Source organism: Anaerosacchariphilus hominis (assembly GCF_014290175.1).
Taxonomy (GTDB): Bacteria; Bacillota; Clostridia; order Lachnospirales; family Lachnospiraceae; genus Laedolimicola; species Laedolimicola hominis.
Map to the genome: position 1 here is coordinate 367,208 of NZ_JACOOR010000001.1, position 12,367 is coordinate 379,574.

11 protein-coding genes are annotated in these 12,367 nt (G+C 53.0%); 3 read left to right on the forward strand and 8 right to left on the reverse strand.

Features of this window, described 5'->3' with window-relative positions:
• Window positions 1-21: 21 nt before the first annotated feature.
• Genes H8S44_RS01740 through H8S44_RS01760 form a run of 5 tightly spaced genes read right to left on the reverse strand, consistent with a single transcriptional unit; the run spans window position 22 to window position 5,253 of the window.
• Window positions 22-1,236, reverse strand: coding sequence for a S41 family peptidase (locus H8S44_RS01740; protein ID WP_186872781.1), 1,215 nt, complete (start codon window positions 1,234-1,236; stop codon window positions 22-24).
• Between the two features lie 49 nt (window positions 1,237-1,285).
• The gene (locus H8S44_RS01745) at window positions 1,286-2,494 is read right to left on the reverse strand and encodes a murein hydrolase activator EnvC family protein (protein WP_186872780.1); all 1,209 of its coding nucleotides are present in this window, start codon (window positions 2,492-2,494) and stop codon (window positions 1,286-1,288) included.
• Window positions 2,495-2,553: 59 nt separating this feature from the next.
• Entirely contained in the window at window positions 2,554-3,462 is a 909-nt protein-coding gene (ftsX, locus tag H8S44_RS01750) for a permease-like cell division protein FtsX (RefSeq protein WP_186873011.1), read from the reverse strand.
• Window positions 3,452-4,141 carry a cell division ATP-binding protein FtsE gene (gene ftsE / locus H8S44_RS01755; RefSeq protein WP_186872779.1) on the reverse strand — a complete coding sequence of 230 codons (690 nt, stop codon included), beginning with the start codon at window positions 4,139-4,141 and terminating at the stop codon, window positions 3,452-3,454. The genes ftsX and ftsE overlap by 11 nt, the downstream gene beginning before the upstream one ends.
• A 23-nt stretch (window positions 4,142-4,164) precedes the next feature.
• Window positions 4,165-5,253, reverse strand: a complete 1,089-nt coding sequence (locus H8S44_RS01760; protein WP_186872778.1) for a PucR family transcriptional regulator — start codon at window positions 5,251-5,253, stop codon at window positions 4,165-4,167.
• Between the two features lie 346 nt (window positions 5,254-5,599).
• On the opposite strand from H8S44_RS01760, the gene H8S44_RS01765 reads away from it, so the two are divergent.
• Together H8S44_RS01765 and H8S44_RS01770 are read left to right on the forward strand one after the other, a co-directional pair.
• On the forward strand, window positions 5,600-6,475 hold the full coding sequence (locus H8S44_RS01765; RefSeq protein WP_186872777.1) for a YitT family protein: 876 nt from the start codon (window positions 5,600-5,602) through the stop codon (window positions 6,473-6,475).
• Window positions 6,476-6,539: 64 nt separating this feature from the next.
• Window positions 6,540-7,034 carry an FMN-binding protein gene (locus H8S44_RS01770; protein ID WP_186872776.1) on the forward strand — a complete coding sequence of 165 codons (495 nt, stop codon included), beginning with the start codon at window positions 6,540-6,542 and terminating at the stop codon, window positions 7,032-7,034.
• Window positions 7,035-7,069: 35 nt separating this feature from the next.
• Here the strand turns inward: H8S44_RS01770 and glgB are convergent, their stop codons facing one another.
• The 3 genes from glgB to H8S44_RS01785 are packed head-to-tail and all read right to left on the reverse strand — an operon-like array spanning window position 7,070 to window position 11,050.
• Window positions 7,070-9,061: a 1,4-alpha-glucan branching protein GlgB gene (gene glgB / locus H8S44_RS01775; RefSeq protein ID WP_186872775.1), complete on the reverse strand. Its 1,992-nt coding sequence runs from the start codon at window positions 9,059-9,061 to the stop codon at window positions 7,070-7,072.
• 4 nt (window positions 9,062-9,065) lie between these two features.
• Window positions 9,066-10,424, reverse strand: a complete 1,359-nt coding sequence (locus H8S44_RS01780; protein ID WP_186872774.1) for an alpha-amylase family glycosyl hydrolase — start codon at window positions 10,422-10,424, stop codon at window positions 9,066-9,068.
• A gap of 47 nt (window positions 10,425-10,471) precedes the next feature.
• Complete coding sequence (locus H8S44_RS01785; protein WP_186872773.1) at window positions 10,472-11,050, reverse strand: TetR/AcrR family transcriptional regulator; 579 nt, start codon at window positions 11,048-11,050, stop codon at window positions 10,472-10,474.
• Window positions 11,051-11,234: 184 nt separating this feature from the next.
• Between H8S44_RS01785 and pfkB the strand changes: the two genes are divergently transcribed.
• Complete coding sequence (pfkB, locus tag H8S44_RS01790) at window positions 11,235-12,167, forward strand: 1-phosphofructokinase (RefSeq protein WP_186872772.1); 933 nt, start codon at window positions 11,235-11,237, stop codon at window positions 12,165-12,167.
• The last annotated feature ends 200 nt before the right edge of the window (window positions 12,168-12,367 follow it).

Genomic DNA, 12,367 nt, shown 5'->3' on the forward strand with positions numbered 1-12,367 from the left:
CTCTCAGCCTGCGCTGCAATCCTATTCTGTCAGAACTTCTATGGCCTTCTGCAGCTGATTATCTTTTTCCTCCGGTATGGTCACCTCATTGGCCACATCCGTGTCAAGCTCCACCTCCACGTCCGGCGCGATTCCGATGCCGTGGATATTGTTGCCCTTGGGCGTGTAATACTTGGATACGGTCAGCTTCACCGCTGTTCCGTCGCTTAAGGGATAGACCTTCTGTACGATACCCTTCCCGAAGGTCTGGGTGCCCACCAGGGTTCCGATGCCGTAGTCCTTGATGGCTCCCGCAAAGATCTCCGAAGCGCTGGCGCTGTTTCCATTTACCAGCACGGCCAGCGGCTTATCAAAATGATTCTCGGCGTCGGAATATTCCTCTTCCCGGTGACCGTATTTATCTTCTGTGTATACAATCAGTCCTTCCGGAAGCAACCGATCCAGCATCTGGCACACGCTGGACACCAATCCGCCTCCATTGTTCCGCAGATCGATGATCAGGCTTTCCTCGCCCTGGGCTTCCAGATCGTTCAATGCGTCCAGGAACTGGTTCACGGTCACGTCATCAAAGCTGGATACTGCGATATAACCGATGCTGCCGTCCAGCATCCGGTGCTCCACCGTGGAGACCTCTATGGTTCTGCGCTCCACCTCCAGATCCATGGGATCTGACTGGCCCTCACGGACAATAGAAATCATCACCGTGGTATGCTCTTCTCCCTTGATTCGTGATACCACCTGGGTCAAATCCTCACCGGTCACTTCCTGGCTGTCCACCTGATACAGCACATCGCCGGGAAGCATCCCCGCTTCCTCGGCCGGAGATCCCTCAAAGATCTTTGTGGCAGTAATGATACCGGTACTCATATTCTGGGTCACCTGTACGCCGATTCCGCAGTAGCTTCCATTGGTGGAATCCTGCAGACTCTGATATTCGTCCCTGGTATAGTAAGCCGCGTAGGCGTCTCCCAGTCCCACGACCGCGCCCTTATACAGATAGTTCTCCACCTGCTCCGCATCCACCTCGTCCAGATAATACTGCTCTATGAGATTCTGGATCTCCGCCAGTTTTCCCTGTACCTCTGTTCCGGTCAGATTCAGCTCCCCGCTCTCTGCCTTTTTCTCATCTGAAGCCTGTGTCAGCATCCGATAGCCGCCGAAGGCCACGCCCCCCAGGAGCACAGTCAGCAGGAAGCCTGCCAGAATGCCTTTGATAAACTGTTTCTTATTCTCCATACGATAAATATACGTCCTTTTCTTTTGTCCCATTCCGGTATTTCCGGAACTATCCCACATAACCCGTCGGATTTACATAACTTCCATTCTTAATCACGCCAAAGTGCAGATGATTTCCCGTGGAATATCCTGTGGAGCCCACTGCGGCGATGGTCTGTCCCTGACTCACGGTCTGGCCTGCGGACACATAGAGGGCCGAGCAGTGCATATACACGGTGGACAAACCGTTTCCATGGGAAATAACGATATAGTTGCCCGCCGAGCTGCTGTATGCCGCCGTAGTCACACGGCCGCCTGCCGCCGCCAGAATGGCTGCGCCGTAGGAAGCGCCAATATCGATGCCCTTATGATAAGTAGATGCTCCCGGCGTGGGCTGCTTTCTCGGTCCGAATCCGCTGGTGATTCTCCTGCTGCTGGGACAGGGCCAGATAAATCCGGAAGCGCCGCCGTCTCCGTCGCTGTCCTGGCCGTTGGCCGCTGCGGCCGCCGCGATCTGCTGCTCGATCTGTTCCAAAAGCTTTTCCTGCTCCGTCAGGTCGTCCCTGTAGCCTGCCGCATTGCTGTTCTCGCTGTCGATCTGGCTCTGATAGGTCTGAATCTGGGCCGTCTTGGACTGAATCAGCGCGTCCACCGTCTTCTTCTGTTCCGCCGCCGTCTCCGCCATCAGATCCAGATCCTCTTTCTCCTGCTCCAATTCCGCCTTTTTCTCAGCTACCGCTTCCTTCTGAGCCACATACTCCTCCAGCATATTCCGATCATACCTGGTCATCTGGGCCGCATAGCTGGACTTGTTCAGAAAGTCCGCCATGCTGTCAGAGGTGAGAAACAGCTCCAGATACGAAGGATTCCCATTTTCATACAGGTACTGAATCCGCTTCTTCATATCCGCGTACTGCTTTTCCGCTGTGGCTTCCGCCTGGGCCAGGTCGTCCTCAGCCTGACTGATTTCTTCCTTCTTGGCCTCGATATCCTCATTCAGCTTCTGAATCTGGGCTGCCAGCTCATTGGCCTCCTTATCCAGCTTGCCGATATAGCTTTTCAGGCTGCTCTTACTGTTTTCCAGCTCTGAGATCTTCTTTTTCGCGTCGTTCAGATCCGCCTTGATATCTTTGATCTTGTCCAGGGTATCCTGACGCTTATCCTCCAGATCGCTGGTATCCACCTGGGAAGCCTCTGCCCGCAGTATATCCTTTGTGAAAATACAGGTCGCCGTAAGCGCCAGAATCAGAAACGCGCACAGCACTCTCCTTGTTTTCATCCTGTTTTTCATCTTCTTTTCCTTTTCAAAATCCTGAAACCTGTCAACAGCCGTCCGATTTATACCTTCAGATGCTTCCGGATGGTGAAGAAGCTTCCGAAGAAACCGATTCCCACACCCAGAGCCATACCCACCGGAAGCAGAATCCGGAACATCTGCCCCACCGGAAGGAAATGCAGTAATCCGGTCAGCGCGTTAAACTTGTCTCCCACAAAACCAATGAGTCTGGTGTACAGATAATACAGCAGTGCCAGCGGAACGGAAGCGCCCACCAGACCGATGAGAATACCCTCCACCACAAAGGGCGCCTTCACAAAGCCATTGGTGGCTCCGATAAGCTTCATGATACCGATCTCTTCCCTGCGGACTGCGATACCGATGGTGACCGTATTACTGATCAGGAATACGGATACGCACAGCAACAGAATGATGACCGCGATGGAAATATAGCCAATCAGCATATTAAAGTTCGTCAGAATATCCGCCACCTGGGCCGACTGGTTGATCTTCCGGATACCGCTTACAGAGCCCAGCCAGTCCACCAGATTCTCCTGCTCCGCCACATCCTTCAGATAAATCTCATAGTGGGCCTGATTGGCCAGAGGATTATCGTCCGCGAAGCCCTCCGCCAGCTGGGGATTGTCCTTGAAGTAGATCTCCTTGTACTGCTCCCAGGACTCCTCCGCGGAGACGAATACCACATCGGATACCTCGTCCCGGCCCCGGATCTTCTCGCCGATGGCGTCCATATCCTCCTGGGAAATTCCTTCATCAAAGAATACGGTAACTGCCACGGACTTCTCCGCCTCTTTTACCATATACTGGAAATTCTCCACCACGCAGAAGAAGATTCCAAAGAGGAAAATACAGGCCGACATGGTAGCCACGGAGGCCAGAGAGAACATTTTATTTCTCCAGATATTTTTCAGGCCCTGCTTAATGCAGTAGCCGATAGAACTAATCCGCATTCTGTTTGTACCCAGCCTTACGCTCGTCACTTACGATGACGCCTTTGTGCATGACAACCACACGCTTTTTCATCTGATCTACGATCTCCTGATTGTGGGTTACCACCAGTACGGTGGTTCCCCGCTCGTTGATGGTCTCTAAAAGCTTCATGATTTCTCTGGAGTTCTTCGGGTCCAGATTGCCGGTGGGCTCGTCGGCCAGCAGAATATTCGGCCGGTTCACCAGGGCGCGGGCCAGGGCCACACGCTGCTGCTCTCCTCCGGACAGCTGCTTGGGGAAGGACTTATATTTCTCCGCCAGCCCCACCAGAGACAGCATCTTCGGCACATTCTTCCGGATGTCCTTGCTGGGAGTCGCGATAACTCTCTGGGCAAAGGCGATATTCTCATAGACGTTCCGATCCTTTAACAGGCGGAAATCCTGAAACACCACCCCCAGCTTCCGACGATACTTGGGGATCGCCTTCGACTTCATTTTATTCAGATTGATTCCGTTTACCTTGATGCTTCCGGAGGTCGGCTCCAGTTCCTTTAATAGGAGCTTGATCAGCGTAGACTTTCCGGAACCGCTGTCCCCCACGATAAAGACGAACTCGCCCTTATCCACATGCAGGGTAATGCCGTTCAATGCCTGTACGCCCGTGGCGTAGGACTTTGTCACATTCTGCAAATCGATCATTTTTCTCTCCTCAAATCCCGTGTTTAGTACTCCATGGATTCCATATATTTCATATATTTTACAACCATCAGCGCAATCTTGAAGGTGATGGCGTCCTCAAAAACCCGCAGGTCGAGACCTGTGCTCTTCTGAAGCTTATCCAGACGGTAAACCAGCGTATTTCTGTGGATATACAGCTGTCTGGAGGTCTCTGATACATTCAGGCTGTTCTCGAAGAACTTATTGATGGTGGTCAGGGTCTCCTCGTCGAAATCATCCGGCGATTTACCGTCGAAAATCTCCCGGATAAACATCTTGCACAGGGGAATCGGCAGCTGGTAAATCAGACGGCCGATACCTAAGGTGCTGTAGGCCACAATATCCTTCTCGTCGAAGAAAATCTTTCCCACATCCAGAGCCATCCGCGCCTCTTTGTAGGAACGGGATACCTCCTTCAGCTCGCCCACGATGGTGCCGTAGGCAATATGGACCTTTTCTTCGCCCTCGCCGTTCAACAGATCCCGGATGACCTTCGCTGTCTTCTCCAGCTCCGCATAGCCTTCGTTCTCGCCCAGCTCTTTCACCACGATAATATTCTTCTCGTCCACCGCCGTAATGAAGTCGTGGGATTTGGCTCCGAAGAGAGTCCGCACATTTTCCAGAGAGGCCGTGTCTTTTTCACGTCCGGTCTCGATGACAAATACCGCCCGGCGCACCTCCGTCTGGATGTGCAGCTTCTTGGCCCGGTTATAAATGTCCACCAAAAGAAGATTGTCCAGAAGCAGATTCTTGATAAAATTATCTTTATCGAAACGCTCCTTATATGCAACCAGTAAATTCTGGATCTGGAATACCACCAGCTTACCGACCATGTAAGCGTCCTCGCTGCCGCCGTTGATCAGCAGAATATACTCCAGCTGATTTTCATCGAAAATTTTGAAAAACTGGAAGCCCTGGATCACCTGGCTGTCCGCCGGAGAATCGATAAAGGCCAGCACAGAGCCCGTATAGGCATCTGCCTCCGGGAAAGTGGATGCAAGCACCTTTCCCTCGGTATCAATGATGCACAGATCGATGCGGGTAATGCCCTTCAGTCCGTCGATGGTATTCTGTAAAATCTGATTTGAAATCATAACCTCTACACTCCTTTAATCATATAGTTTTGTGCATATCGCCAGACCCTCCCCAGGGCTCTCCTCTGGCAATATTGACAATAGTTCTACCCCAATCTTCAAGTATCCGTTAAATACCTAATCTATATATTAATGCAAAACTACAGAAAAGGAAAGAGGAAATCCGATATTTTTTATGCACTTCCTCAATATTATTTGATTTTTTATCCAGATTTTCCCTATACATTCTTCACAAAACCAATTTTTCCAACTTCACTCGGCAAAAAATGGATTTCCCGCACCTCCTTGCTTTCTCCCCGGACTTATGCTAATCTCAAATGAAACACTCATACGGAAAGGAGCTTTTATGTCCCGTTTTAAAATACACATCACCCGGAATACCCTGAAAAATTATCTGTTTATGGTGGTGGGTACGGCCCTGATGGCCTTCTCCATTGCCTCTGTTTTTGACCCTGTCAGCCTGATCACCGGCGGTTTTTCCGGTCTGTCCATCATCGTCCGCCAGCTGACGGAGCCTCTTGTGCCCGGCGGTATCCCCCTGTCCGTGACGAACCTGGCCCTGAATATTCCCTTTCTGCTGCTGACTGTGAAGCTGAAGGGCTTCCGCTATCTGCTGCGGACAGGCTTCGCCACTGTAGCCCTGTCCTTCTGGCTGTCGGTGCTTCCCGTGATCCCCATTGCGGAAGGAGACCTTCTTCTGTCCGCCCTCTATGGCGGTCTCTTCATGGGCGCAGGCATCGGTCTGGTCTTTGTGGCCCAGTCCACCACCGGCGGCACAGACTTAATCGCGGCCCTGATTCAGCATTTTCTCCCCAGCTACAGCATCTCCACTCTCATGTGGATTCTGGATACGCTGATCGTGCTGCTGGGCGCTTACCTCTTCGGTATCCAGATGACCCTCTATGCTATTATTGCCATCTATCTGACTTCCCATGTGGCGGACGGCCTCATCGAGGGCCTGAAGTTCTCCAAGGCGGCCTTCATCATCACCGGGAAGCCCGACGAGCTCTCGGCCACCCTGATGCAGGAGCTGGACCGGGGCGTCACCGGGATCTCCGCCATGGGTATGTATTCCCGGGAGGCTAAAAACATGCTGCTCTGCGTGGTGGCCCGCAAGCAGATCGTCCAGTTAAAAGAGCTGGCCAAAGAGTGTGATCCGGGCGCCTTCGTCATCGTAACCGATGTGCGCGAGGTGCTGGGGGAAGGCTTTATCGAGCGATAACCTGGTATATTTTTCTCTGCCCCCTCATATTCTGTAGCAATCGAAACCTGCAGGAGGTCTTTCCTTGAGTTCCAAAACAAAAATTGTGGTGCTCCGCATGAAGGAACTGGTATACACGGGAATCTTTGTGGCTCTGGGCATCCTTCTGATTCTGCTGCTGGTCTACATGTTCGCGCCGAAGGGGAACGGAGCCTCCGGTTCTGCCGACGCTGTCTATACGCCCGGCGTTTACACCTCGTCCATCACCCTGGGCGGCGACGCTGTGGACATATCCGTGACCGTCAGCGCCGACCGTATCGAATCCATCGCCCTTCAGAATCTCAGCGAGACCGTGGAAACCATGTATCCGCTGATGAAGCCCGCCCTGGAACATCTGGCGGAGCAGATCTGTGAAACCCAGTCCCTGGAGGGACTGACCTTCTCCGACGACAGCCGCTACACCTCCCAGGTGCTTCTGGACGCCGTAAGCAAGGCATTGGAGAAAGCGCAGATCTCCCAGAGTACGCAAAGTAATCCAAAAAATCAAAGCGCTGAAAGCAACGAGGGAGAGATGCCCTGAACAGGCATCCCTCCCTCTGTTTTTCTGTTTTTTATTTAAAACTCAAACACAGCCACGCCGTACGCCGGAAGCGGGTAAGCGATAGAATAAGGCTGTCCGTCGCACTCTCCTGTTTCCGCTTTATAAGTCTTCGGCTTTTCTTTTCCGCTGCCGCCGTAGATGGCTTCGTCACTGTCCAGAATCAGCTTATACTGCTTCTTTTTCGGAACGCCCACCCGGTAATCGGGCCGCTCCACCGGCGTAAAGCTGCATACGAAGAGCAGATTCTTCTTTTTCTCCCGGTCAAAGCGCATGAAGGAAAAGATACTGCGGTAGCCGTCGTTGGCATTGATCCACCGGAAGCCTGCGGGATCCGTGTCCAGCTGATACAGGGCCGGCATCTTCTGATACAGGTGCAGCAATGCCTTCACGAAGTTCTGCATTTGCAGGTGTTTTCCTTCTCCCAGCAGATACCAGTCCAGTTCCCTGGCCTCGCTCCACTCCTGAAGCTGGGCGAAATCCTGTCCCATGAACAGAAGTTTCTTGCCCGGATGCCCCAGCATAAAGGCATAGGCCGCTTTCAGATTCGCGAACTTGTCGTCGTAGAGACCGGGCATCTTATTGATCATGGAGCACTTCAGATGTACCACCTCGTCGTGGGACAGCACCAGAATATACTTCTCGCTGTAAGCGTAGGTCATGGCAAAGGTCATGAGATTATGGGCTCCCTTCCGGAAATAGGGATCCTGCTTCATATACTCCAGAAAGTCGTTCATCCAGCCCATATTCCACTTGAAGGAAAAGCCCAGGCCGTCATCCTCGGGCCTGCCGGTCACCATGGGCCATGCGGTGGACTCCTCGGCGATGGTCACCGCTCCCGGGTTCCGTCCCAGCAGCACGGAGTTCAAATGCTTGAAGAACTCGATGGCCTCCAGGTTCTTATTGCCGCCGTACTTGTTCGGCACCCACTGTCCGGACTCTTTCCCGTAGTCCAGATAGAGCATGGAAGCCACCGCGTCCACGCGAAGGCCGTCCACATGGAACTCCTCCACCCAGTAGAGGGCGTTGGCGATAAGGAAGTTCTTCACCTCATTCATCTCATAGTTAAAGATCTTGGTGCCCCAGTCCGGATGCTCGCCCTTGCGCGGATCCGCGTACTCATACAGGGGTTCTCCGTCAAAGTCGGCCAGCCCGTGGGCATCCTTTGGAAAATGAGCCGGTACCCAGTCCAGAATAACGCCGATCTTTTTCTTATGCAGATAATTCACCAGATACATGAAATCCTGGGGTGTTCCATAGCGGGAGGTGGGCGCGTAATAACCTGTCACCTGATAACCCCAGGAACCGTCAAAGGGATGCTCCGCGATGCCCATGAGCTCCACATGGGTGTAACCCATCTCATGGACATAGTCCGCCAGGGCGTGGGCCAGCTCCCGATAGTTATAAAAGCCGTCCTCATCCGGACCGTGTGGATGCTTCTTCCAGGATCCCGGATGCACCTCGTAGATGGCCATGGGTTCCTCATCGGGCTTCTTCTGCTTCCGCTTCTCGATCCAGCTCTCGTCAGACCAGGCAAAACCGGTGATATCTGCCACCTTGGACGCCGTTCCCGGCCGCATTTCCGCTGAGGAAGCGTAAGGGTCAGCCTTATAGAGAAACCGGTGATCCCTTGCCTCGATGAGGTACTTGTACAGACAGCCCGGCTGTACGCCCGGCACAAACAGTTCCCAGATTCCCAGAGGCTCCAGCCGCTTCATGGGGTGGCTGGTCTCATTCCAGCCGTTAAACTCTCCGATCACATGGACTGCAAGCGCATGGGGCGCCCATACCGCGAAGTAAACACCCTGTTCTCCCCGGAATACGGTGGAATGGGCTCCCAGCTTCCGAAAGATATCATAGTGATTTCCCTGTCCAATCAGATACTGATCAAAATCTGTCACGAAGCAGGCCGGAAGCTGATTCCCCGTCTCCTGTATCTTCTGCCGCCGTTCCAGCTTCTGCTCTGTTTCCTTTCTCTTAGCCGCTGATCTTGCTCTCTTTCCCTTCATACTCTCACCCCTGTTTTACTGTAAATACCGCGCTGCCGTACGCGGGCATTTCCCACATAATCTTTCCGTCCCGAAGCGCTGCCTTTTCTCCCGTCAGCGCTTCGGCGGCCTCTGAAGCTCCCACCGGGCACTGAATCTCAAAATGCGCCGGAGAGCTGTCGTTGTTCACTGCCGTGACCACGGCTGTTCCATCCAGGATTCTTCCAAAGGCATACTGCCGGTTCGTCAGCAGCAGCTCCCGGTAGGTTCCATCGGTCAATGCCGGTTCCTGTCTCCGAAGCGCTCCCAGTTTCCGAATCAGTCCCTCAAGCTCAGGAACCGGAGGTTCCGCTTCCTGCTCCTCCAGAATCAGTCTGGGCCGCAGGCCGTCGTCGCAGGCTCCTTCCTTCCGGCCCTCCACGCCCCACTCGCCGCCGTAATACACGGAAGGAATCCCGGGCAGCGTATACAGCAAGGTGTATACCGACTGTAAAAATCCCTTTTCATTTAATTTATTTACGATACGGTCCACGTCATGATTCTCCACAAAGGTGTACAGCCTGCATCCCCTGTAGATGCCGCCGTTCGCGTCAAACTGCCGCCTTATGGTGTGGGCGATCTCGAAATAATTGTGGTCATTGTGACCAGAATAGAGCCCCTTCCACAGCTCGTAGTTGGTTACCGAATGCAGGGTCTCGTCGTTCACCCACCGGGCGTAATCCCCGTGAATCACCTCGCCCATGAGCCAGAAATCCTCTTTTTTCTGACCGGTCACCCAACGCAGCTCCTTCATGAAATCAAACTGCAGGCAGTCTGCGCAGTCCAGACGGATGCCGTCGATATCGAACTCGTCAATCCAGAACCGCACCACGTCCAGAAGATAATCCTTCACACCCCGATCCCAGAGGTTCAGGTTCGCCAGCTCAAAGCAGTTGTGCCAGGCTTTGTAGTAAAAGCCGTCGTTGTAATGGGTGTTGCCTTCGAAGCTCACATCCTGATACCAGTAACGATAAGGGGACTGTTCCCGGTTTTTCTGAATATCCTGAAAGGCGAAAAACTCCCGTCCGGTGTGGTTAAAGACGCCGTCCACCACCACCCGGATACCGTTCTCATGGCAGAGCTTTACGAAATGCCGGAAGTCTTCATTGTCCCCCAGGCGGCTGTCTATCTGCTTATAATCCTTCGTATCGTAGCCGTGGCTGGTGGATTCAAACAGCGGCCCGATGTAGACTGCCGTGAACCCGCATTCCTTCATGTGATCCACCCAGCCGTCCAACTCCCGGAGGCGGTGGGTCACCCCCTCCTCTGTGTGGGTCTTCGGCGCTCCCAGAAGCCCCAGCGGGTAAATATGATAAAAAATGGCTTCGTCATACCATTTTCCCATGTGATTTCCTCCCTGCATATCCGTTTTTTTCTTATACCCGGGAATACCTAGGAATAGATCCCGTGCATAAACTGATGAACCAGCGCTTCAATTTCCTCCCGGGAAATCTTCACTGCCGCGTCTGAACTGATCTCCTGCTTCATCACAATGTAATACAACACCAGTCCGATAAACCCCAGGGAAAACTGCCGCTGTCTTCCGTGCATATTCCCCAGATCGCCCGAAGCCGCTTCAAAGATCTGCTCGATCTGCCGCTGCAGACGGATCACCAGCGGCCGTACCGCCCGATATGCCTCATTTCCTTTTGCGGAATGGTACAAAGCCACAAAAAGTGCGGAGAAAGCAGGCTCCCGCTCCACAAAGGCAGCTGCCGTACCGGCCGCCCGACACAGGGTGCCCTTCAAGTCTCCCTCATACCGACAGGCCTGCCGCATCTCTTCCGCAAAGGGCTTACTTCTGCTGTCCAGAAGCTGCTCCAGAAGACCGTATTTACTTTTAAAATAATAGTACAGGGTGGGCTTCGTCACGCCCGAGCGCTCGGCTATCTCCTGTACTCCCACTGCGTCGTATCCTCTGGTGTAGAAAAGCTCCAGAGCAGTCTCCAGAATCACTTCCCTGTTGTCCATATTCTGCCCTCTGTTTCTGTCTTCCGCTGTCTGATGTGTTCCTGTTTTCATTCTATACCGAGCGGTATAATGTGTCAAGCCTTTCCCCTGGTTTTGTTTGACAATTCTCTTGTATTTTTCTATAATAATACTGTAAATTTTGTGCGATTTACCCAATATATTCACAGACAGAAAGGAACTATCGATGGTATTATCCGTAACCCTGAATCCCTGTATCGACAAGACCATCTATCTGGACAGTCTGGAAACAGGCGCCTACAACCGAGTGAAAAATACACGCATCGATCTGTCCGGCAAGGGCCTCAATGTCAGCACAGTTCTGAACAATCTGAAGGAGGATACCTTCTGCATGGGCTTCAACTTCCGGGACAACGGAAGTATCCTGGAACAGACCATGCGCGCCCGGGGACTGAACCACTACTTCGTCAGCTCCGGCGGCTCCATCCGGACCAATACCCTGCTTTTTGACCAGTCCTGTCAGATCGTTACCGAGATCAACGAGGCCGGCCCCGCCGTAAGCTTCTCTTCCGTGGAAAAACTGGTGGATGAGATCGATGTCCGTCTGGATCACACCCACATTCTGGTCTTAAGCGGCAGCGTTCCGCCCGGTGTACCCACGAATATCTACCAGCGGCTCATCCGCCTGGCCCATAAAAAAGACGTAAAGGTGGTACTGGATACCGCCGGAGAGCCTCTGCTTCTGGGGCTGCAGGAAAAGCCTTTCCTGATCAAGCCCAACAGCAAGGAGTTTGAACAGGCCTTCCGGCAGGAGCTGAAGTCCGGCAAAGGGCCTCTTGAGGTGGCCCGTCAGGTGGTGGACAGCGGTATCCCCTATCTGTGCATTTCCATGGGAGCCGACGGCGCGCTCCTCTTTGACAAAGAACACGCCTACCGGGCAAAGGCGATCCCTGTGGAAGCCAAGGGTCTGGCCGGAGCCGGGGATTCCATGGTGGCGGGCATGTGCTATGCCCTGCGCAAGCGCCTGGACTCCGAAGAAATGCTCCGCTATGCCATGGCCTGCGCGGCCGGTTCCGTCCGCCGGGAGGGCACCCAGCTGGCCCAGGCGGCAGATGTAGATGAACTGCTTTCTCTGGTGGAAGTAGAGATCATTACATAGCAATGACTGATTAACACTGATAAAAAGGACAGGAGCCTCGGCACTCTGCGCGCCTCCGCTCCTGTCAACATTTATGGCTGTTTTTTACTTCTTTTTTCTTCGTTTTCTATATAGTCATATAAAAATTCAATTTCACTTACAGGCAGAACAATTCTATAATGCCTTTCAATCTCCTGGAACGCATTTCTGGTTTTTTGTAC

Coding starts and splice junctions, on each gene's coding strand:
- H8S44_RS01740 (WP_186872781.1), bottom strand. CDS start 1,236: ATGGAGAATAAGAAACAGTTTATCAAAGGCATTCTGGCAGGCTTCCTG.
- H8S44_RS01745 (WP_186872780.1), bottom strand. CDS start 2,494: ATGAAAACAAGGAGAGTGCTGTGCGCGTTTCTGATTCTGGCGCTTACG.
- ftsX (WP_186873011.1), bottom strand. CDS start 3,462: ATGCGGATTAGTTCTATCGGCTACTGCATTAAGCAGGGCCTGAAAAAT.
- ftsE (WP_186872779.1), bottom strand. CDS start 4,141: ATGATCGATTTGCAGAATGTGACAAAGTCCTACGCCACGGGCGTACAG.
- H8S44_RS01760 (WP_186872778.1), bottom strand. CDS start 5,253: ATGATTTCAAATCAGATTTTACAGAATACCATCGACGGACTGAAGGGC.
- H8S44_RS01765 (WP_186872777.1), top strand. CDS start 5,600: ATGTCCCGTTTTAAAATACACATCACCCGGAATACCCTGAAAAATTAT.
- glgB (WP_186872775.1), bottom strand. CDS start 9,061: ATGAAGGGAAAGAGAGCAAGATCAGCGGCTAAGAGAAAGGAAACAGAG.
- H8S44_RS01780 (WP_186872774.1), bottom strand. CDS start 10,424: ATGGGAAAATGGTATGACGAAGCCATTTTTTATCATATTTACCCGCTG.
- H8S44_RS01785 (WP_186872773.1), bottom strand. CDS start 11,050: ATGGACAACAGGGAAGTGATTCTGGAGACTGCTCTGGAGCTTTTCTAC.
- pfkB (WP_186872772.1), top strand. CDS start 11,235: ATGGTATTATCCGTAACCCTGAATCCCTGTATCGACAAGACCATCTAT.